General features: G+C 41.2%; 21 protein-coding genes. 12 read left to right on the plus strand and 9 right to left on the minus strand.

Annotation, left to right across the window (positions count from 1 at the left end; translation table 11 throughout):
- Window positions 1-113: 113 nt before the first annotated feature.
- The 3 genes from infA to aat form a co-directional block, all read right to left on the minus strand.
- Window positions 114-332 carry a translation initiation factor IF-1 gene (infA, locus tag BCU94_RS19105; RefSeq protein ID WP_011496276.1) on the minus strand — a complete coding sequence of 73 codons (219 nt, stop codon included), beginning with the start codon at window positions 330-332 and terminating at the stop codon, window positions 114-116.
- An 83-nt stretch (window positions 333-415) separates the two neighbouring features.
- A complete protein-coding gene (locus BCU94_RS19110) occupies window positions 416-1,159 on the minus strand; it encodes an arginyltransferase (protein WP_102477246.1) in 744 nt (247 codons plus the stop codon).
- Window positions 1,119-1,826 carry a leucyl/phenylalanyl-tRNA--protein transferase gene (aat, locus tag BCU94_RS19115; RefSeq protein WP_102437907.1) on the minus strand — a complete coding sequence of 236 codons (708 nt, stop codon included), beginning with the start codon at window positions 1,824-1,826 and terminating at the stop codon, window positions 1,119-1,121. Before aat ends, BCU94_RS19110 begins: the two co-directional genes overlap by 41 nt.
- Window positions 1,827-1,879: 53 nt before the next feature.
- On the opposite strand from aat, the gene BCU94_RS19120 reads away from it, so the two are divergent.
- The gene (locus BCU94_RS19120; RefSeq protein ID WP_102437864.1) at window positions 1,880-2,362 is read left to right on the plus strand and encodes a glycine zipper 2TM domain-containing protein; all 483 of its coding nucleotides are present in this window, start codon (window positions 1,880-1,882) and stop codon (window positions 2,360-2,362) included.
- An 84-nt stretch (window positions 2,363-2,446) separates the two neighbouring features.
- Here BCU94_RS19120 and BCU94_RS19125 read toward each other — a convergent pair whose 3' ends face one another.
- Complete coding sequence (locus BCU94_RS19125) at window positions 2,447-2,809, minus strand: hypothetical protein (RefSeq protein ID WP_102437862.1); 363 nt, start codon at window positions 2,807-2,809, stop codon at window positions 2,447-2,449.
- Window positions 2,810-3,005: 196 nt separating this feature from the next.
- On the opposite strand from BCU94_RS19125, the gene BCU94_RS19130 reads away from it, so the two are divergent.
- A complete protein-coding gene (locus BCU94_RS19130) occupies window positions 3,006-3,773 on the plus strand; it encodes a Nif3-like dinuclear metal center hexameric protein (RefSeq protein WP_102437905.1) in 768 nt (255 codons plus the stop codon).
- A gap of 46 nt (window positions 3,774-3,819) precedes the next feature.
- A complete protein-coding gene (locus BCU94_RS19135) occupies window positions 3,820-5,760 on the plus strand; it encodes a monovalent cation:proton antiporter-2 (CPA2) family protein (protein WP_102477247.1) in 1,941 nt (646 codons plus the stop codon).
- Between the two features lie 80 nt (window positions 5,761-5,840).
- Here the strand turns inward: BCU94_RS19135 and metG are convergent, their stop codons facing one another.
- Window positions 5,841-7,889 (minus strand): methionine--tRNA ligase, encoded by a 2,049-nt coding sequence (gene metG / locus BCU94_RS19140; protein WP_102477248.1) that lies wholly within the window; start codon window positions 7,887-7,889, stop codon window positions 5,841-5,843.
- A 155-nt stretch (window positions 7,890-8,044) separates the two neighbouring features.
- On the opposite strand from metG, the gene apbC reads away from it, so the two are divergent.
- From apbC to BCU94_RS19180, 8 genes are all read left to right on the plus strand, one after another.
- Entirely contained in the window at window positions 8,045-9,160 is a 1,116-nt protein-coding gene (apbC, locus tag BCU94_RS19145; protein WP_102477249.1) for an iron-sulfur cluster carrier protein ApbC, read from the plus strand.
- Window positions 9,161-9,171: 11 nt separating this feature from the next.
- Entirely contained in the window at window positions 9,172-9,810 is a 639-nt protein-coding gene (gene udk, locus BCU94_RS19150; protein ID WP_102437854.1) for a uridine kinase, read from the plus strand.
- A 164-nt stretch (window positions 9,811-9,974) separates the two neighbouring features.
- Window positions 9,975-10,790 carry an aminodeoxychorismate lyase gene (gene pabC, locus BCU94_RS19155; protein WP_102477250.1) on the plus strand — a complete coding sequence of 272 codons (816 nt, stop codon included), beginning with the start codon at window positions 9,975-9,977 and terminating at the stop codon, window positions 10,788-10,790.
- Window position 10,791: 1 nt separating this feature from the next.
- The gene (gene mltG / locus BCU94_RS19160; protein ID WP_102437848.1) at window positions 10,792-11,802 is read left to right on the plus strand and encodes an endolytic transglycosylase MltG; all 1,011 of its coding nucleotides are present in this window, start codon (window positions 10,792-10,794) and stop codon (window positions 11,800-11,802) included.
- Window positions 11,799-12,428 carry a dTMP kinase gene (gene tmk / locus BCU94_RS19165; RefSeq protein WP_102477251.1) on the plus strand — a complete coding sequence of 210 codons (630 nt, stop codon included), beginning with the start codon at window positions 11,799-11,801 and terminating at the stop codon, window positions 12,426-12,428. Before mltG ends, tmk begins: the two co-directional genes overlap by 4 nt.
- 41 nt (window positions 12,429-12,469) lie before the next feature.
- Window positions 12,470-13,432: a DNA polymerase III subunit delta' gene (gene holB / locus BCU94_RS19170; RefSeq protein ID WP_102437845.1), complete on the plus strand. Its 963-nt coding sequence runs from the start codon at window positions 12,470-12,472 to the stop codon at window positions 13,430-13,432.
- 9 nt (window positions 13,433-13,441) lie between these two features.
- Window positions 13,442-13,768, plus strand: a complete 327-nt coding sequence (locus BCU94_RS19175; RefSeq protein WP_076536275.1) for a PilZ domain-containing protein — start codon at window positions 13,442-13,444, stop codon at window positions 13,766-13,768.
- A 199-nt stretch (window positions 13,769-13,967) separates the two neighbouring features.
- The gene (locus BCU94_RS19180; protein ID WP_102477252.1) at window positions 13,968-14,756 is read left to right on the plus strand and encodes a YchF/TatD family DNA exonuclease; all 789 of its coding nucleotides are present in this window, start codon (window positions 13,968-13,970) and stop codon (window positions 14,754-14,756) included.
- A gap of 299 nt (window positions 14,757-15,055) precedes the next feature.
- Here the strand turns inward: BCU94_RS19180 and rsmF are convergent, their stop codons facing one another.
- Window positions 15,056-16,486 carry a 16S rRNA (cytosine(1407)-C(5))-methyltransferase RsmF gene (rsmF, locus tag BCU94_RS19185; RefSeq protein ID WP_102437841.1) on the minus strand — a complete coding sequence of 477 codons (1,431 nt, stop codon included), beginning with the start codon at window positions 16,484-16,486 and terminating at the stop codon, window positions 15,056-15,058.
- A 154-nt stretch (window positions 16,487-16,640) separates the two neighbouring features.
- Here rsmF and BCU94_RS19190 point away from each other — a divergent pair, with 154 nt between their 5' ends.
- Entirely contained in the window at window positions 16,641-17,867 is a 1,227-nt protein-coding gene (locus BCU94_RS19190) for a spore maturation protein (protein WP_102477253.1), read from the plus strand.
- 78 nt (window positions 17,868-17,945) lie between these two features.
- Here the strand turns inward: BCU94_RS19190 and BCU94_RS19195 are convergent, their stop codons facing one another.
- From BCU94_RS19195 to BCU94_RS19205, 3 genes are read right to left on the minus strand one after another with little or no spacing between them, the layout of a single operon-like run.
- Window positions 17,946-20,585: an MlaD family protein gene (locus BCU94_RS19195; RefSeq protein ID WP_102477254.1), complete on the minus strand. Its 2,640-nt coding sequence runs from the start codon at window positions 20,583-20,585 to the stop codon at window positions 17,946-17,948.
- The gene (locus BCU94_RS19200; protein ID WP_102477255.1) at window positions 20,572-21,204 is read right to left on the minus strand and encodes a paraquat-inducible protein A; all 633 of its coding nucleotides are present in this window, start codon (window positions 21,202-21,204) and stop codon (window positions 20,572-20,574) included. The genes BCU94_RS19195 and BCU94_RS19200 overlap by 14 nt, the downstream gene beginning before the upstream one ends.
- Window positions 21,194-21,823, minus strand: coding sequence for a paraquat-inducible protein A (locus BCU94_RS19205; RefSeq protein ID WP_102437903.1), 630 nt, complete (start codon window positions 21,821-21,823; stop codon window positions 21,194-21,196). Before BCU94_RS19205 ends, BCU94_RS19200 begins: the two co-directional genes overlap by 11 nt.
- Window positions 21,824-21,833 lie beyond the last annotated feature (10 nt).

A 21,833-nucleotide genomic window follows, 5' to 3' on the forward strand; every position in this document is an offset into this window, starting at 1 on the left:
TAATCGCCTAATTACTATTACTAAAAATTACTGCTAATTCTTAGTATTTGCCAGGATAGCTAGCAAATAAAAAACCCGACATTAAAGCCGGGTTTTTAATATATGAGGCAGGATTAACGTGCGCGGAAGACGATACGACCTTTACTTAAATCGTAAGGAGTCAACTGAACAGTGACTTTATCACCCGTTAAAATACGGATGTAGTTTTTGCGCATCTTGCCAGAAATGTGTGCTATCACTACATGACCATTTTCAAGTTCTACGCGGAACATTGTATTTGGCAAGGTCTCAAGGATAGTGCCCTGCATTTCAATGTTGTCTTCTTTCGCCATTAATTGGTTACCTTTATGCCTTCAAATATAAAAAATTCGCCGTATCATGCCGTAAAAAGCGCGAGCTGTAAAGGCTTGAAACACTAAAGCATAGGTTCTTTTTCAATATGTTGCCATCCTTGAGCTGTTAAGATTTGATAAGGACGATATAAACGCTTGTAATTCATTTTACGATTTTCATCAATTTGGTAGCCTAAATAAAGAAATTGCTTATGTTTTTGCTGCGCGAGCTGGCATTGCAATAAAATCATATATGACCCTAAGGAACGTTTTGCATATTCGGGGTCAAAATAACTGTAAATTGCCGACATTGAATGCGTCATCATATCGGTTACAGCAACGCCAATGAGCTTTTGTTGGTCATAAACTTCAATGAAGGTATCAGGTAGCCACTGGCAAGCAAGAAAGTCGTTAAACTGGCTCTCAGAGGGAGGATACATAGGACCATCAAAATGGCGACCAATAATATATTGTTCATATAATTGATAATGTGCCGCCGTACGCTCGTGCGTAACTTTCCAGGTTAAATCTTGATTATTCTTTAAGGTTCTTTTTTGTCTTTTGGATACCTTAAACTGGCCAACATCCACTCGAATGGACTGACAAGCCTGACAGCTAGGACATCTGGGTTTGTAAATTGAACTGCCATTACGTCTAAAACCTATTCCTAACAATTGTTCGAATAAGTTTGCGTCAAGTTCAGACTCTTGAATAACAAGTAATTGCTCTTGTAAACCGTCAATATAATTACAATCAAACGGCTGGGTTAGGCCAACGCTAATGCTTCTAGAACTCAAAATAGACCTCTTGTTGTAACCAAGTATCATCGTTAATAACTTGATTTCGTAATTGTTTTAGTTGAGCTAAAAATGCTTTTCTGGGAACGTCTACGGCGCCTAAATTGGCTAGGTGAGGGTTCATAATTTGTGCATCAATGAGTTTAAAACCCTTGTCGAATAAATGCTGGTTGAGCATAGCAAAGGCCGCTTTTGAGGCATTAGATTGACGATGAAACATTGACTCGCCACAAAACACGCTTCCCACTGCAATGCCGTATAAGCCGCCAACTAGCTCATCATTATCCCACACTTCAATTGAATGTGCTTTTCCCAGTTTATGCAGCTGTATATAGGCCTGCTGGATGTCAGATGAAATCCAAGTGCCTTGCTGTGTGAGCCTAGGTTGTGAGCAAGCATGGATAACCTCAGTGAAGGCTTTATTAATACTAAAGCGCCATGGACTTTTTTTGAGCAGCTTTAACATACTTTTATTTACTGCATGTCGCTTGGGGATAAAAATGGCTCTAGGATCTGGTGACCACCAAAGGATGGGGTCGTGTTCATTAAACCAAGGGAATATGCCTTGATAGTAGGCTTCCACAAGGCGTTGCGGGCTTAAATCACCACCAACAGCTAGTAAACCATTGGGATCTGACAATGCTTGTTGTGGATCAGGAAACAAAGGCAGTTTATTTAAATAGGACAGTGAGTTCACAATTGAGTATATTAATGAGTAGACCTTATGCATACGTTAGCGGAATTTTGCCTATGTTGAAACTCACAAACTGTTCTCGAGCACTTTTTAGTGCGATTTTGTTTATCTTAATCTCAGTGCCAGCAAGTGCGGCCTACGACCGAAATCAAGCTGTCCCAGTAGAAAAGGTTGTCTACGGCCAAGTTGAATCAATTAAACATGTCACTCAAACCCAGTTGGTGGAAGATCGAAATGTTGGCTGGAAAACATTTGGCGGCGCCTTGGTGGGCGGCGTTATTGGCCATCAATTTGGTGGTGGCTCAGGCCAAGATGTTGCAACTGTGCTTGGTGCGTTAGTGGGCGGCGCTGCTGCAAATCAGTATGGAAACACGACCAGAACATTAGAATATAAACTCATTGAAATGATGATAAACCTTGATGATGGTAGCCAAGTGATGGTGATTCAAGATCAAGATCCTGGCATGGCATTTAACGCAGGTGACGAAGTGAGGGTGGTTTATCTAAAAGGCTATGTCAGAGTTGATTTAGCCATGTAAGTCTGGATGTAATTTACACAATAAAAAAGGACACAATAAAAAAGGAGCCTAAGCTCCTTTTTTATTGTGTAAACGCACCTGAAACTAGAAACCGCGAGGTAAGGTACTTTTACCTGCCGCAGCTAGTTTTTCACGCCATAATTCTTTTGGCGTTTTACCACCAGAAGTTGACGTTGCTGGTGTACTTGCAACTTTAACAGCAGGCTTTTTAGCAACTGCTTTTTTTGCGACAACTGCTTTAACCGGCTTATCTGCTACAGGCGCAACAGCGGTTTGACCTTGTGTGGCTTCAAGGTGCATTTTCTCAAGTTCGCTAAAGCGTATCGACTTGCCGCCATCAATTTTGTACCAACTGCCTTTCTGTTCAATTTCAACAGATTTACCAGTTTGATTTTCAAGAGCCGCGGTTAATTCAGCGATAAGCGCTTCTTTTGTCAAGTTTGACATTTTGAGACCTATTTTTATTTATTGAATAGTTTATTTAATGTGTTCAACATCCCGTGGGCTAATTTTAATGTTTAATGTACTTAAAAGTCCAATTTATGCAAATATCGCTCAGCTATTAGCCAATCTTAACAAGGGTTTTTCAATAAGTATTGGTCTGCGTTACACTATTACTATCAATAAATTTAGGGTTAGTTTTATGTCATTAACGTCTGTATCTCGCCAACAATTGTCTAAATATCTCAATGATTTTCTGAATGTGAATCAGTTTAAAGATTACGCTCCCAATGGGCTGCAAGTGCAGGGCACTGAACACATCAGCACGATTGTGACTGGCGTTACCGCTTGCCAAGCATTAATCGATCAAGCTGCAGCATTAAATGCAGACGCGATTTTAGTGCACCATGGTTTTTTTTGGAAAAATGAACCCGAAGTGCTTACTGGTATGAAATACCAAAGAATAAAATCACTAATGACCCACGATATGAATTTATTCGGCTATCATTTACCTTTAGATGCACATCAAACACTGGGTAATAATGCTGAATTAGCTAAAGAATTAGGTATTGTCGATGTTGAGGTGTGTACCGATATACCGCAAAATTTACTATGGCAGGGGAAATTTCCTCAGCCATTAACTGTTGCACAAGTTAATGCATTGTTAACAGAGAAGCTTAATCGAGTGCCATTACACATTGGTGACGAGACTGAGGTTATTTCATCTATTGCTTGGTGTACTGGCGGGGCGCAGGATTATATTGATCATGCTGCAGGCTTGAACGTTGACGCCTTTATCAGTGGTGAAGTGTCAGAAAGGACCTTTCATTGCGCTATGGAGCAAGGGATCCATTACTTTGCCGCCGGTCATCATGCTACAGAGCAATTTGGTATAAAAGCTTTAGGTGAACATTTAGCCAATGAATTTGGTTTAACCCATCACTATATTGATATTGTGAACCCTGTGTAATGTTTGTCACCTGAGCGCAAAATAACTACAGATAAGGAATAAATGGATGACTGAGTATTTTTTACAAGCGTTTATATATTTATCAGCTGCAGTTATCGCCGTACCATTGGCTCAGCGTTTAGGGCTTGGCTCAGTGCTTGGCTATTTAATTGCCGGACTGGTCATTGGTCCCATCATCGGCCTTGTTGGCAGTGAAACCAGCACCATTCAGCATTTTGCTGAATTTGGTGTAGTGATGATGTTATTTCTGGTGGGCTTAGAGTTAGAGCCTAAAATGCTGTGGTCCATGCGGCATCGTCTTATTGGCATGGGCGGCTTACAAGTTGGCTTGTCAGTGGGCGGTGTGATGGCCATTGCGATGTTATTTGATATTCAATGGTCAATCGCATTAACCATAGGTTTGATTTTTTCATTGTCTTCAACAGCAATTGTATTGCAGACCTTTAATGAAAAAGGCTTAATTAAAACGCCTGCCGGTCGAAATGCATTCTCAGTGCTTCTGTTTCAAGATATTGCCGTGATCCCCATGTTGGCGTTAATCCCATTGCTAGCGTTACCTGAATTAGTCGCAGTGACACAAACAGCGGTGTCTGAGGCAGCAGCCCATCATGAAGAGTTATCCTTGGTGGCTGAACTCTCCAGTGGTGTGTATGCCATCGTTTTAGTGCTCTCAATCGCTTTTGTTATTTTTGGCGGCCATTATTTAACTCGACCCATTTTTAAATTTGTTGCAGATTCTGGTGTCAGAGAGATTTCAACTGCTGCGGCATTATTGTTAGTTATTGGCATTGCGGCATTAATGAGTTTGGTTGAGGTTTCACCTGCTTTAGGCACATTTTTAGCAGGTGTGGTACTGGCTAATAGTGAGTTTAAGCATGAACTTGAGGCGAATATTGCGCCGTTTAAAGGTTTATTACTGGGGCTATTTTTCATTACCGTGGGGGCGGGGATTGATTTTGACATCTTATGGCAATATCTAGGAGCCATTTTAGCCATTACTTTTGGGGTGATGTTTTTAAAGGCATTGGTGTTATTTATATTGTCTTTTATATTCCGAATTACAGGTAGTGATAGGTGGCTGTTTACCCTAAGTCTCGCTCAAGCGGGTGAATTCGGTTTTGTGTTATTGAGCTTTAGCCAACAAAATGATGTATTACCCATTCATATCGCCCAGCCATTATCTATTGTGGTTGCCTTGTCGATGTTTTTGACTCCAGGCTTATTCATCTTCTATGAAAAGTTTATTGTGCCCAAATATGAAAAGAACTCAAACGAGCGGGAACAAGATACGGTTGATGAGCAAGGTGTGGTGATCATTGCCGGTATCGGTCGTTTTGGTCAAATAGTCAATCGATTACTGTTATCTAACGGGGTGAAAACGGTTGTACTAGACCGTCAGGCATCCCAAGTGGATACATTGAGAAAAATCAAAACCAAAGCCTTTTATGGTGATGCCACCAGGCCTGATTTATTAGAAACAGCAGGTGTTGCCAACGCTGCCGCCTTTGTCATTGCCATTGATGATCAGCAAAGTAGTATTGAGTTGGTTAAGTACCTTAAACATAAATACCCACAGCTTAAAGTCATCAGCCGTGCTTTTGACCGTGGTCATGGGCACTTATTGCGAGAAGCTGGCGCAGATTTTGTCGAGTCAGAAACCTTCCACTCCGCCCTGAAAGTTGGTGCGGCGTCGATGCGGGCAATGGGATTTTCTGATGAGTTAGTCAGTCAGCAAAAGCTAACATATCAAAGAGTTGAAAAAGAAGCGGCAGATGCCTTATATAAAGAATGGTTGAAGCGACCTGAAGGTGAACGCTATGGCAATGATTTCATCAGTCTGTTTATGCTTTACGAAGAGCGAATGAAGCAAGCCATTGAAGCAGATACAGAGGCTTATAATAGCCGTAACTTTGCCAAAGAGGCGCCTTGTGATAGCTCTGATGATTGTCAAAATCCAAGTCAAAAACCATCTCAAAGTCTAGTATAAATCTCAGCCTAAAATCTGAGTGCTAGTGCCATAAAAAAGGCCATCTTTTGATGGCCTTACTATTCAAGCTTTGTTGCTAATTACATGACTCGCATGCCAGGTTTCGCGCCTGCATGAGGCTCTAAAATCCAGATATCTTTTCCACCAGGGCCGGCGGCTAATACCATGCCTTCAGATTCACCGAACTTCATTTTACGTGGTGCAAGGTTGGCAACCATCACAGTGTGTTTGCCAATCAAATCTTCTGGTGCGTAAGCAGATTTAATGCCTGCAAAAACCTGCTTGGTTTCGCCGCCTAAATCTAACTCTAAACGGAGTAGTTTATTGGCTTTTTCAATATGCTCAGCTTTTGAAATAAGCGCGATACGCAAATCAACTTTGGCAAAATCATCAAAAGTAATTTCAGGGCTTAGGGGCTCTTTCTCAAGCTCAGTTTGAGTAGCTTCCGGCGCAGCATCAGTCACTTTACTTGCAGTTACTTGTAAGTTTTCAGTTGATGCCTCAATGATAGCTTCAATGCTTTTCATTTCAATGCGCTGTATTAATGCTTTAAACTTAGCAATTTCATGGCCAGCTAGATCTACAGCTAAATTATCCCATGTTAATGGCGTCTGTAAGAAAGCTTCAACATTGTCAGCTAGCTTAGGTAGTACCGGTTTAAGGTAAGTGACTAAGATGCGGAACAAGTTAAGTGCATTGCTACACACTTGATGGGCTTCATCTTGCTTGTCTTCTTGTTTGATTAACTGCCAAGGCGCGGCATCAGCAACATAGGCATTTGCCATGTCAGCTAAAGCCATAATTTCGCGCATCGCTTTACCAAACTCACGAGTCTCATATAAATCAGCAATGATATCCTGTTTAGCTAAAAAGGCCTCAGTCAAAGTCATATCGTTGATTTTAGCTAACTTGCCGTCAAAACGTTTACTGATAAAACCAGCGGTACGTGAAGCTAAGTTCACTAATTTACCAACTAGATCAGAGTTCACTCGCTGTGCGAAGTCTTCTAGATTTAAATCTAAGTCATCAACACGGCTGTTTAATTTCGCCGCGTAGTAATAGCGAAGATACTCAGGATCTAAATTATCTAAATAAGTACGCGCTTTAATAAACGTGCCTTTTGACTTAGACATTTTGGCACCATTTACCGTAACATAACCATGTGCATAAACAGCAGTAGGTTTACGAATACCCGCGCCATCTAGCACTGCAGGCCAAAATAAACCGTGGAAGTTGACAATATCTTTACCAATGAAGTGATAAAGCTCTGTTGTAGAGTCTTTTTTCCAAAATTCGTCAAAATCAAGGTCACCACGTTTATCACATAAGTTTTTAAACGAGCCCATGTAACCGATAGGTGCGTCTAACCATACGTAGAAAAACTTACCTGGTTGCTCTGGTATTTCAAAACCAAAATAAGGCGCATCACGGGAAATATCCCATTGCTGCAGACCTTGTTCGAACCATTCTCTTAGCTTGTTGGCGATTTCAGGTTGTAGTGAACCTGATGCAAGCCATTCACTTAACATGGTTTCAAATGCAGGTAAGTCAAAGAAGAAATGTTCACTGTCCTTCATTACTGGCGTAGCACCTGACACGACCGAGTAAGGATTGATTAAATCTGTGGTGCTATAAGTCGCACCACAGTTATCGCAGTTATCACCATATTGATCTTCACTCTTACATTTCGGGCAAGTGCCTTTGACAAAGCGGTCTGGTAAAAACATTTCTTTTTCAGGATCGAATAATTGAGAAATGGTTTTGGTTTTAATGTAACCACCATCACGCAACTTCAGATAAATATCGCTGGCAAGCTCACAGTTTTCTTTACAGTGCGTGCTATGGAAGTTATCAAAGTTGATATTGAAATCAGCGAAATCTTGTTCATGTTCTTTTTGAACTTGAGCAATCATTTCTTCTGGTGTAATACCCAGTTGTTGGGCTTTCAGCATGATTGGGGTGCCATGGGCATCATCTGCACAAATATAGTGACATTCATGTCCACGAAGTTTTTGGTAACGAGACCAAATATCAGTTTGAATATACTCAAGCATATGACCTAAATGGATAGGACCATTTGCATATGGGAGGGCACTTGTCACCAGAATTTTACGTTGTGAATTTGTCATTTTGTCTCAACAATCGATTACACCAAATATATGTTGATGATACTAACCGATCAAAGTGATTATTTCATCAAACAACAACAAAATGGGCTAAATTTGCGCTCATTTTTCTTGAATTCTGGTACACTTGAACAAATTTATCGCTGGGAGTTCTGCTTTTGTCTACTTCGCATACAGATTATCAATTAAGTGCTGACCTATTAGGTCCCGTGTTGAGTATTTTAGATGCATATCAAGATCCATATTTAGCCGAAGGGCTTGTATCTGCAGGTTGTGTCACTAAGCTTTCAATTGAAGGCAAACGTTTATCACTTGGGTTAGTTTATCCATACCCATGTATGACGCAATATCGTGATACTGTCATGGATGTGACTAAAAAATTAGCCGTACTTGATGCTATTGATGAAGTAGAGTGCGAAATTGATTTTCAGCCAAGAGTATTTTCTGCGGTTAGCTCTGTAGCGCCATTGCCAAATATTAAGCAAGTCATTGCTGTGGCTTCAGGTAAAGGCGGCGTGGGTAAATCAACCACGGCAGTTAACCTTGCATTAGCTTTAAAAGCAGAAGGTGCTGAAGTGGGCATCTTAGATGCTGACATTTACGGTCCTTCAATTCCTATGATGCTGGGTTTACAAGGTTTTAAACCGACTTCACCTGACGGGAAAATGATGACCGCAGCCAGTGCTCATGGCATTACTGCCCAATCAATCGGCTTTATGTTAGGTGATGGCGAAGCTGCAGTATGGCGTGGCCCAATGGCGGCCGGTGCTTTAAATCAGTTATTAACTGAAACCCAGTGGCCAGAACTTGATTATTTGGTTATCGATTTACCACCTGGAACCGGTGATATCCAATTAACCCTTTCGCAAAAATTTCCTGTGAGTGGCACGGTTGTGGTGACTACACCGCAAGATATTGCCCTTGAAGATGCGAAAAAAGGCATTACCATGTTCCAAAAAGTGGATATCCCAGTGTTAGGGATTATTGAGAACATGAGTTTTCATTTATGTCCAGAATGTGGCCATAAAGAACACCCATTTGGTACTCATGGTGGCAGTATAATTGCCGAGCGTTATGAAGTACCGTTATTAGGTGCTTTGCCGCTTAATATCAACATTCGTGAATCAATGGATGAAGGTAACCCTGCAGTTGTGAGTCAGCCTGATTCTGAAGTGGCAGGGATTTATCGTGAGATCGCTCGTAAAGTTGGGGCTCAACTAGCCAAACAACAAAGTAAAAAGACAGTATCAATTAGTATTTCAGACGACGAGTAAGGTTTTAAATAATGAATTCTCCGCAATGTGTCATTATCGGTATCGCGGGTGCGTCAGCATCAGGTAAAAGTTTAATTGCTCAAACTATTTTTGAAGAGTTAAAGCGTGATTTAGGTACCGACCAAATTGGCGTAATCAATGAAGATGCCTATTATCGCGACCAGAGCCATTTATCAATGGAAGATCGTGTTAAAACCAATTATGACCACCCTAAAGCATTGGATCATCAGTTGTTGGCTGAGCATCTAAAACAGCTAAAACGAGGCGAGTCGGTTGATATTCCTTGCTACAGCTATAAGGAACATACTCGTATTGGCAAGACCTTAGATATGCAACCTAAAAAGGTGATTATTTTAGAAGGTATCTTATTATTAACGGATCCTAAACTGCGTGAATTAATGGATGCCAGTGTATTTATGGATACGCCGTTAGATATCTGTTTTTTACGTCGTCTATCACGTGATGTTGCTGAGCGCGGGCGTACCATGGAATCTGTGATTTCTCAGTATAAAGCGACCGTTAGGCCGATGTTTTTACAATTTATTGAGCCATCTAAGCAACATGCTGACATTATCGTGCCTCGTGGTGGTAAAAACCGTATTGCAACCGATATTCTTAAAGCAAGAATACAGCATTTATTGGCACGCTAGATATTAGCACGCTTAATATAGCCGTGTTTTGCGGATTAAAATTGTATTAAGATAAAATGATGACACAGAAAGGCTCCTACAAATGGGGCCATTCTTTTGTGTAAAACCGCTTGAATCGACATGCTAATATCAAGCTGGCAGTCAGATAACACTCAGGAACGAGAATGGCATCAGTATTTGTTAATGGATTACCACAACAGCAAATTAACCCACTGGATAGAGGTTTAGCCTACGGTGATGGTGCATTTGCCACCATGCGTGTGTTACAGGGTAAGGTGTTATTCATTGATGAACATATTGAGCGATTGCAGCAAGCATGTTTGCGTTTGGGCTTTGCATTACAAAATCAACTTGAGTTAATAAATCAGCTTGAGCAGCACGGCCAGGTTTTAAACCAAGGCTGTATCAAAATACTCATTAGCCGCGGTGTAGGTGGTCGAGGTTACAGTGCCCCAGACATTGTGGAGCAAACAAGCGTCATTTCCTTACATGATTTTCCCGCTCACTATCAGCAATGGCAACAGCAGGGGATCAGTTTATCTTTAGCGGCGATTAGCTTAGCGCGCCAACCAATACTTGCTGGGATGAAACACCTTAATCGGCTTGAGCAAGTGCTGATAAAGCAAAACCTATTACCACAAGGTTGCGATGACTGGCTGGTACTTGACACCGATGGCAATGTGGTTGAATCATCAATGGCCAATGTCTTTATTGTAGAAGGCCAAAATGTTTATACCCCAGCAATCAGCCACAGCGGTGTATCAGGGGTGATGCGACAACAAGTTATTATCGCGTTATTAGAAAACAACATTAACGTTTATGCTGAACCAATCAGCTTATCCAGGCTTAAGCAAGCAGATCATGTTTTTATCAGCAACAGCCTGTTGGGCGTTGTTAATATTAATCATCTTGATGATAACCAATATTCCAGCTGGCCTATGAGCCATAACTTAATTAAACAGTTACAATTATCACTCTAATATGAAAAAAATACTGACCGTTTTACTCGCATTTTTGATGACCCTAACCACAGTGGCTTGCATTGTCGGTTACTGGGGATATCAACAGATAATTGCTTATCCCAATCAGACTCTCACCGTCGATGCGCCTGTTGAGTTAACTATTTCACAGGGCATGAATGTCACCAAGCTTGCTAAAGATTTAGAGCATAAACAATGGCTAACAGATAGCTGGAAATTAAAATATCTGGTTAAGCTTAAACCTGAATATGCCCATATCAAAACAGGCTTATATCAAATTGAGCCGGGTGACAGCTTGGCCTCTTTACTGAATAAGATTAATTCGGGTGACCAAATCAGCTTTTCAGTAACGTTAATCGAAGGCAAGACCATTAAGGAATGGCAACAAGTGTTGGCCACATCACCGCATCTAACTTTTGATGAGCAAGTGTTCAATCGAGTGTTATTGAAAAATGGTGACGATTCAAATTTACCAGAAGGTAAGTTTTTCCCTGAGACCTATCAATATCATGCAGGCGATAGTTTAGAGTCGGTGCTGCAACGCAGTTATACATTAATGCAAACCACTTTAGAGGCTGCGTGGCAACAGCGCGATAAAGATCTTAAACTAAAAACACCCTATGAGTTATTGATCATTGCTTCAATCATCGAAAAAGAAACAGGCAAGCCAGAAGAGCGCGATTGGGTCGCTGCAGTATTTAATAATCGCTTAAAATTAGGCATGCGTCTTCAAACAGATCCGACCGTTATTTATGGCATGGGCGATCGCTACCAAGGTAATATCACTCGCAGTGATTTACGAGAACACACGGCATTTAATACTTATCGTATAAATGGTTTACCGCCAACACCGATTGCAGCGCCAAGTAAAGCTGCTTTGTTTGCAGCAGCAAAACCTGCTGAAGTCGATTATTTATACTTTGTCTCAAGAAATGATGGCAGCCATGTTTTTTCAAAGACACTTGCACAACATAACCGTGCAGTTAACGAATATCAGAGAAATAGAAAATGAGTAAAAACAACGCTAAATTCATTACAATTGAAGGATTAGAAGGCGCGGGTAAGTCCAGCGCAGTTGAATTAGTAAAGCAAATTATTACAGACCATTGTCATCAAGTGCCAATATGCACCCGTGAGCCAGGCGGTACGCCATTAGCAGAAAAAATTAGAGATTTAGTCAAAATTGCTGATGATAGTGATCCACTGTGTGATGAGGCTGAATGTTTACTGTTTTACGCAGCCCGTACTCAGTTAATTTCAAATGTCATTAAGCCCGCTTTAGCCAACGGAACTTGGGTATTAGGCGATAGACATAACCTCTCGTCGTTAGCTTACCAAGGCGGCGGTAGAGGATTAATGCCATTAGTAAAATCCATTAGTGATGCTTGTTTACAGGGCTTCAAGCCCGATTTAACCCTTTATTTAGATATTGAACCGCAATTAGGCTTAGCCCGCGCAGCCAAACGTGGTGAGTTAGATCGCATCGAGCAACAAGAATTGGATTTCTTTATTCGTGCTCGAGAAACCTTTTTAGCGTTTGCTGCTGAAGATAGCTCAATTTTAGTTATTGATGCTAGTAAACCCATTGATCAAGTCCATGAACAGATCCGAGTCGCATTAGCAGCGAATCTTGTGTAATGGTAATGACCTTGATTAAAACAGCGTAAAGTGAGTCATTGATGCAAGCTTTTGGATTAAATCAGTTGCCCTGGTTAGATGAACCGTTTCAGCGATTCTTAAATGAGTTAGCAAACGGGCATAGTGCTCACGCACAACTGTTAACCATAGATACCGGTCTAGGAGGGTATTTATTTGCTCATGAAATGGCCCATGCCGCCATGTGCCAAAACTTAACCCCTGTTGGGGCATGCGGTCAATGTAAAAGCTGTCTGTTATTTAAAGCGGGAACACACCCTGATTGTCATGTGATTAAAGCTGATGGCAATCAAATCAAGGTCGATCAAATTCGCGACTTATGTCAAAAATTAACGGTCACAGCCCAGCAAGGCGGTCAACGTGTCGCCATTATTCAAAACTGCGAGCAATTTAATTTAGCGTCAGCCAATGCGTTATTAAAAACCTTAGAAGAGCCGGGTAATAATATTTTAATTATTTTACAAACAGACGTGCCTTCAAGATTGTTAGCAACCATTAAAAGTCGCTGCCAGAATGTGGCCTTTAATGCCCCTGATAGACGCCAAGTATTAGCTTGGCTGTCTTCCCATCAATTATTACCACAACCTCCTTATGGCGAGAAAGCCCATGATGTGACTTGGTGTTTAAGTATGATTGGTGGGCCGTTGAAATTAGCTGAAAGCCTAGGTAATCAACATTACCAACAACTACTGCAATATCGAGTCGATTGGGCAAACAGTATTAAATCAGGACATTTGACTGGCAGTTTAATTAAGTTATCAGAGCAACAAATTATTGATGCACTTAATGTTTTATATTTGTACTTAAGGCAATATGTGTTAAAAAGTAAAGAGCTCGACGCATTAGCTGCGAGTAACATCATTGGTTTCTCATCGAAAGTCGCGCAAATGTGCCAAAAATTAGCGACGATGGCGAGTATAAACGCGCCTGCATTATGTCAAGACTACATTCTTGAATTTAGACAACTTATTCATTACAGACAATAGAATTACACTATGACCGATCTTGTTGTAAATTTTGATACTCTGCACCAGTTGTACAGAGCATATATGCCATTCATTAAACCTGCGGGTTTGTTTATTTCGACCACAGAAAGCCACTTTCTAGGTCAGGAGTTATCCATAGCTTATAAGTTGCCAGGTACTTCACAAATGGCTGATTTTCAAGGTGTGGTGGTGTGGATTAATCCACTTGGTGCATCAGGCGGCCGACCTGCGGGTATTGGCGTAAAAATAAAAACCGATCCTGAAAGTCATAAACATCATATTGAAAAGCTGCTTTCTACTCAGTTATCTTCAAGTGACATGACTTGTACCATGTAATAGTTAAACAAGGGTACTGTAAAGGTTCTTCCTCTATCATAGGTTTTATTTGGCTAATACAATTAAGTTAAACAAAAAATGTCAAAACCAAATCTAACCTTTGATTAAACTGTGGTAACTGCTGATATGAAAATCAGCTTGAAAGATAATCCTCCCCTAGGTATTCTTGCTGGCTTGTTTAAGCCTTTAAAGAATCATCATGTTAATCGACTCTCACTGTCATCTAGACCGCTTAAAATCCGCGCCAGATCAAGCTAGTTTGCACGCTATTGTAGATGCTGCAAAATCTCGCGGGGTTGAATATCTTCTTTGTGTTAATGTTCGCCAGCAAGGTTTTGAAGCCATGCGCGATAAAATGGCCGACTTTGATAATATATTCTTATCATCAGGGGTGCATCCACTTGACGTTAAAGACGGTCTCAATGTCAGTGAAATAAAGCAATTTGCCACTGATCAAAAAGTCGTGGCAATTGGTGAAACTGGCCTTGATTATTTTTATGCCCCTGAAACGAAAGTATTGCAGCAACAATGCTTTGAACAACAAATAGCCTTAGCCGTAGAGGTGAATAAGCCGCTGATTGTTCACACTCGTGATGCCCGCGAAGATACTATTAACATGCTAAAAGCTGGCCACGCAGACAAAGTGGGTGGGGTATTGCATTGTTTTACTGAAAACTGGGAAATGGCCAAAGCAGCGATTGATTTAGGTTTTTATATCTCAGTGTCAGGTATTGTCACTTTTAAAAATGCCGGTGAACTTCGTAGCGTGATCCGTAAAGTACCTAAAGACAGGCTACTGGTTGAAACTGACTCACCGTATTTAGCGCCAGTACCGCACAGAGGGCAAGAAAACCAACCAGCTTTTGTGCGAGATGTTGCTGAGTTTGTTGCCGAGTTACGGGGTGAGAAATATATCGATTTAGCCGAATATACCACGGAGAACTTTTTTAACTTGTTCAAAGAGGCTGCAATATTAGCCAAGCGTTAACTTACGCTTTTGTGGTAAATTTTGATATTAAGTTTAGGCTGAATTTTAGGCAAAAAGAGACCCAAAACTATCCAATTGTTCTGGGTCTAGGGGAACGGCTCTTTTAGAAAAGAGCCTTGCGCTACTGTCGAAAACCAATTTCACTAAAAATCTTACTTCTCAGTATAGACCCGTTAATCATACTTTGCCTAAAAATCGCGCAACCGGTCAGTGTTTTATGCCGCAATAGCTTAACAACTAGCGCCTACTGATAATTGTTAAACGATAAAAGTCGCTGAATTATCGGCAATAAAGTGTATCTACTCTATTTTATCTTTTACCAATTCTCTTGGTAAATTATTTTTCAATCTATGGCCTAAATGCTTTACCACCCCTAATGGACTGTGGTGATGAGTGACAATCATTTCGCCCTTTGGGGTTAAGTCTAAATCGCTAAAGCTATCAGTGGCGATATCACGGCCCATTAAAAAGTCTTTCGCTTGTTGAGCATCAAGTTCGATAATTTTATCGTCTGAGCTGATATAGCGCCTAAGGCAGATAATGGCTTCATGTTTCACCTTAAAGCCTTTTTTCATCACATCGGCCAATTTTACCCCAATGCGTTGATAACGCATTAAACCGGTGAAATCGTTAAATTCAGCTGGAAATAACCAATACTCATCATCACGGATCATCACCGTATGATCTGCAGGTAAAGTGAGATTAAAAGTGGTGCTAAAGTATTGTTCAATGGCGGATACTTGTTTGGCATTCGCAACAGAAAACGGGAAGTTACGCTGAGGCTTAGGCTGCTTTTTAATTCGTTCAACAGATGCGGTTTTAGCAATTTTAGCGACGAAGAAACCTTCGCTATCATAAATTTGTGGCCAAACGTGTAAAAAACCTTCTTGGGTACAGGCTTGTTCTGCGCCAGGGAATAAATCAGTTAGAGGAATAAATTCAACCGCATCGGCATAGGTTTGTTTTAAAAATTGACAAATTTGCTGATTTTCAAGCTGACTTAAGGTGCAAGTGGAATAAACCAATGTGCCACCGGGCTTTAAGGCTAAAAAGGCGGATTGGATCAGCTGTTTTTGAGTCTCGGCAATATCAACAACATCATCTAATTGCCAGTTTTTAAGCGCATTAACGTCTTTTCTAACCGTACCTTCGCCACCGCATGGTGCATCGAGCAACACAGCATCAAACTTTTCAAATAAATACTCCCCAAAGACTTTGCCATCAAAATGGGTGAGGGCACATTGCTTTACGCCCATTCTAAGCACGTTGGCGTGCAAAATTTTAACGCGACTGGCAGAGTACTCATTAGCAATTAATAAGCCTTGATTATCCATTAAGGCGGCTAACTGAGTCGTTTTTGAGCCAGGCGCTGAGGCGACATCGAGGATCAGTTTACTGTGGTTATCATTTTGTAGCAGCGCAACAGGTGGCAACATCGAACTGGCTTCTTGGATATAAAATAAGCCTTGAATATGCTCAATCATATTACCAATTTGCACATCATCGCTGACTGAAACCCAAAACCCTTCAGCGCACCAAGGGATAGCTTCAAACTGCCAGCCATTATCAGTCATTATTTGGGTAAATTGCGCCACGGAAATCTTTAAAGTATTTACTCTGATTGATTTACGTAAAGGACGATTACAGGCAGCAATAAAGTCGTCCATATTAAGATGTGCGGGGAGTTCTGTAGCAATATGGGTTAAGTATTGCGGATTTATTTGAGCCATAGTAAAAATATCGATAAAACAACTGTGTAATAATGCGATAGATTATATCATGCATTTTCACGGTGTCGCTCACCCTGTTAAAGAAAGCGCAACCAACACATTCGCTAACAGATGATGTTGAAAACTACAGCTGTGAAAAATAACGGAGTATTCAGTGCTAAATAGAGTTTGGTTGTTTTTTTTCTTAACGGCAGCAATCGCCATAATCGTGCAATTGTTTAATGGCCATGTTGAGGTATTAGGGGAGTCGGTTAAAGCTATTTTTAGTAGCGCTAAGTTAGCTGCTGAAATATCCATTGGCTTAATTGGTGTATTAGCGCTATGGATGGGGCTGATGCAAGTGGGTGAGAAAGCCGGTGTGGTTACGGTATTTGCTAAACTATTTGAGCCGTTATTATCAAAGTTAATGCCAGAGGTGCCAAGGGGGCATAAAGCTTACGGCAGTATCACCATGAATCTCACCGCAAACATGTTAGGCCTAGACAATGCAGCTACGCCGCTTGGTCTTAAAGCGATGCAAGACTTACAAAGCCTAAACCCAAATAAAGACGTGGCGACCAATGCGCAGATCTTGTTTTTAGTGCTCAATACTTCCTCAGTCACTTTAGTGCCAGTGACGGTATTTTTGTATCGAGCTCAGCAAGGTGCAGTCAATCCAGCAGATGTGTTTTTACCTATTCTATTAACCACAGTGGCATCAACCTTAGTGGGTTTATCTGTCGTGGCAATTGTTCAGCGTATTTCTTTAATCAATAGTGTGGTGCTGGCTTATTGCGCAACTTTGTTTAGTATATTAATTGCGGGTGTGTTTTATTTATTAACCCTATCTGCTGAAGCCATTGGAACATTATCGACTGTATTAGGTAATGGCATATTATTAGCCTTAATTATGAGTTTTATCCTGATTGCTGGTTACCGCAAAGTCGCCATTTATGATGAGTTTGTCGAAGGGGCCAAAAGCGGTTTTTCCCAAGCAATAATGTTAATTCCATATTTGTTGGCAATGTTACTCGCCATTGGATTATTGCGCTCATCGGGCGCCCTTGACTTTGCCCTTCAAGGCATAGCAGGCCTAGTGAGCTTGTTGGGGTTTGACAGCCGTTTTGTCGATGCCATGCCTACGGCGTTAATGAAACCATTTAGTGGTTCAGGGGCAAGGGCGATGATGTTAGAAACGATGGAGCATCATGGGGTAGACTCTTTTGCGGGTCGTTTATCGGCGATTTTTCAAGGAAGCACAGAAACCACCTTTTATGTACTTGCGGTGTACTTTGGCTCTGTCGGTATTCGAAATAGCCGCCATGCATTGGGCTGTGGCTTAGCGGCAGACGTCGGCGGAATAATGGCTGCCATCGCCGTTTGTTATTGGTTTTATGGCTAAGCACAACAGCTATTAAACGAGCAATAAAAAATCGGCAAATGCCGATTTTTTATTGGATGTTATCTACGCGCAGAAAGGTTATAAAGGCTTCACTTGTTCAGGTTTCCATTTACGCCATTCGGCTTTCATTTTGTTATGCAGGGTAAATCTTTCATCGAGAGCTAATTGATTCGTTTTATCCGTTACTTCCTCGGTCACGACTGAAATGCCACCTGAAAGCAGCGTTTCAAGAGAGCCTGTTTCAATTTGAGCGCCAGAGAAAATACCCACTTCAAGTTTTATACCTGATGCATCCCAAAACTGACTTGTTTGATTCACTAAGTGGGCATATTGTTTTTCAATGTGTGAATACATTAATACTTGGTTGCCATTGTAAGATAATGAGTAACCATCCACTTGCCCAATAGCAATACCTCTGAAGAAAATTGGGGTGCCAATTTTTATCGAACCAAGCTGACTATCAACTAGGGTCACTTTTAATGCATCTTCATCGATATCCGCATCGTAACGCGCAGCTAGGAGACCATCAAACTGTGTTGCTTGTCGTTCTGACGTGCCAGGTAACACGCCAATGTAAGGGCCGGTTATCAAGGTTTCTGGCGCTTTAATACCCACTAATGAAATTTGTGCATCGACGACAAAAAATTCACTGTCTTCTTTGGTGAAATGTTGTGCGTATTCACCATAAAGATAAGCACTCACGGTTAAGTTGGCTAAGTCTTGATTGAGTTTAACCTGTTGGATCACACCCACTTGATGGCCTTGATAACGAATCGCTGCTTTTGCAGCTACTTTGGCATCAGCTGGTAGTGATAGTGTTATGGCTTTGGCCTGTTTTAGGGCCAGCTCTTTAGAATCATATAAACGAGTTTGATTGCCTTGTTGGTTTTCTGGCAACAAACCTAGGCTAATACTGCCTTTTAAGGCGCCTTCTAATGGAGCGATATCAACATCAATGCCAGATAAACTTGCATTGATACTGGCGGCATCATTTCGCCAAAATACGCTGTTACTTCGAACCAAGTTAGTAAACCTTTTTTGAATGGCCACCGTGATTGAAAACTTATCAGTTTGACTGTTCCAATTTACTTCTGAGACAGAGCCAATACGCATTTTTTTGTAATAAACCGGTGAGCCATGAGCTAAACCTGCGCCATCAATACTGTCTAGCGCCAAGGTACTCATTGATGATTTATTCAAGGCCGTTAAGGCTTGATCAGCAGATTGATATAACGAAAATTTTGCTTGAGGTTTAACTACAGCCTTAGCTTTACCTGGCACCAAAGATACAGCGCCAGCAAGCAGGGTATTAATATCTCGGGTTTTGACCTTTACGCCATCTAAGGAGGCATCTATGGCAAGCGCCGATTCAGACACAAAATAACTGTCCACAGTGAGTAATGATGAATATTCAGGCTGAATGTCCACTGAGTATTCAACACGGCTAAAGTCATCAGATAATTTTACTTGGCTAATCTCACCAATAGGCATTTGTTTGTAACGCAACTCAGCCCCAGCGCTTAAACCACTGTGTTCATCAGACGTTAATTTGATGGTCAACTGGCTAGCTTGCATAAGGTCCGGTGCTTGAGATTGTAATTGATACTCTTGTGGCAGCGCGTTGTCGCTCACTCCAGGTAGTACATTGACTACACTACCAGTGATCAACCTTGCAGCGTGCTTAACGCCCTCTAAAGAAATATCAGCACCTGCAATCCAAAATTGGGTATCTGCGTTTAATAAGTGTTGGTATTGACTATCAAACTTAGCTAAAAACTTCACGCCGTTTTCAGTTAGTTGGGTTTGATGAATCTTACCCACATCAATGCCGCGATAAACTAACGTTGAGCCTTGATTAATCTCATCAGCATTATCGGCTAGCAGAGTGAATTCGATGCCTTTGACAGCACTTTCTTCATCAGGGTAAAGCACAAAGTTGTCACCATTTTGCGCCGCGGCAGAATTAGCGACTGAATTAAAACTAATTCCGCCAGCGAGCAGCGATGCCAAGCTTTCGGTATTGACTTTAATGCCCGACATAGACGCATCAATTTTTAGACCTGACACGTTCCAGAACTGGGACTCTTGTGTCACTAAATGGGCGTACTGTTGCTCGATAAACGTGCTGATATTAATGGTATCGCTGTCAATTAAGCGATAGTTTACAACTTTCCCTACAGGTATTTGACGGTAAAACACCATTGAGCCGATATCCAGTGAGCCTAATTTTGAGGTGGTCAGCGTAATAAGCACCCCATTAGTATCAGGAAGCATAGTTGGCGCATCTTTTAAGGCGACAAATTCAGATGCTGAGCTGCCATCACCGGGTTGAACGGCAATATAATTGCCTGAAAACAAGGTATCTAAACCTTCAATACCAGTGATACTGGCTTTAGGCGTGACCAACCAGAACTTGGAATTTTTATTGAGAAATGGTTCAGAGCGATAATCCATAATAATTTTGACATTAACGCCAGACAATTCATTGTCGATACTGATATCTGTCACCTTACCAACGGTCAAACCTTGGTATTTGACTAAGGTTTTACCGATATCGATACCAACGGCATTAGGGAAGTGCACAATAATCTCGATACCTGATTCTTTGATGCTTTTTACACCAAGCCAAGCGCCAAGGGCCAAGGCAACAATCGGTAATAACCAAATCGGCGAGAATAATTTCTTTTTAACAACTTTTGGTGATTCAATTTGTGTCATTGTTTTTTTCCAAGCGATCCCAAAGTAAACGAGTATCTAATACCTTTGCTGCTAACTGAGTCAGTAAAATGACTAACGCAAATGCGGTTGCTGCAGGTGCGGGTTTAGCATCAAGTAATTGCCCCATATTAACGACGGCGACAGTTAACGCAATAACAAATAAATCCAGCATCGACCATCTGCCAATCCATTCAATAATATGAAAGCCTATCATGAGTTTCTTTTTAGAAACTGGCAGATTAAAGCTAATAGCGATTAAGTAAATCGCTAAGCCTATAATTTTTAGCCAAGGCACCAATATACTGGCAGTAAAGACAATAATGGCAATAGGGATCATGTCAGAGTGAACCAAATGCACAATACCAGTAAATATGGTGTCATAGGTGACTTTGCCCTGATTGGTGAGCACAGTGATTGGGTAGATATTAGCTGGGATCAGCAAAATGGCTGCGGTAATCAATAACGCCCAACTTTGCTGTAAACTGGCATGATTACGTGTTTGGATTTTAGAATCACAGCGACTACAACGGTCACGACTGATGTTATTGATTTTTTGACAAACAGTGCATAAACAAAAACCGATTTGTATTCCTTGCCGCGCAGGAGTGTTAGCGCTCATAAGCCATTCCCCACATATGTTCTAAATTATATTCCCGTTGTAAAAATAAGATAACTAAAAACAGCATACAAAAACAGAAGGTGCCCATGCCTAAATAAATATCTGAGAAGTCAGACAAGTTAAACGCAGCTACTAAAAATGAAATGACGTAAATTTCAAGCATAGTAAGTTGCGATAAGGTCGCATGGTTTTTAAGCAGTGCGCGATATGTCTTTTGCCAAAAACAGGAGTGCAATTTAAGTTTAACTATGGTGACTTGTAATAAAATCGATAAAATTAATAATCCCGGGGCAATGACCGCTGCCGCCATCACAGCGATGCCAACTATCCAATAACCTTGCAGCCACACCGTCACAGCCGTTTCAAAAACTGTTGTTGTTCGCACACTGCCTAAAAAGTTGATTTCTATGATGGGTAAAAAGTTAGCCGGAATATAAAATAATAATGCCGCGATACACAAGGCAAGCATGCCATTGATTGAGCAGTAAGGAACGTCATAAAGTGCCGTATGACAGCGAGGGCATAACGCGCGAACATTAGACGGTAAGGCGCGCTTTTGAACGGCTAAGTCACAGGAGCGGCATAATATAATGGTGTTCGGGTCAAGACTTTTCGGCATAGATAAAGGA

The organism is Shewanella sp. 10N.286.52.C2 (assembly GCF_002874545.1).
Classification (GTDB): Bacteria; Pseudomonadota; Gammaproteobacteria; order Enterobacterales; family Shewanellaceae; genus Shewanella.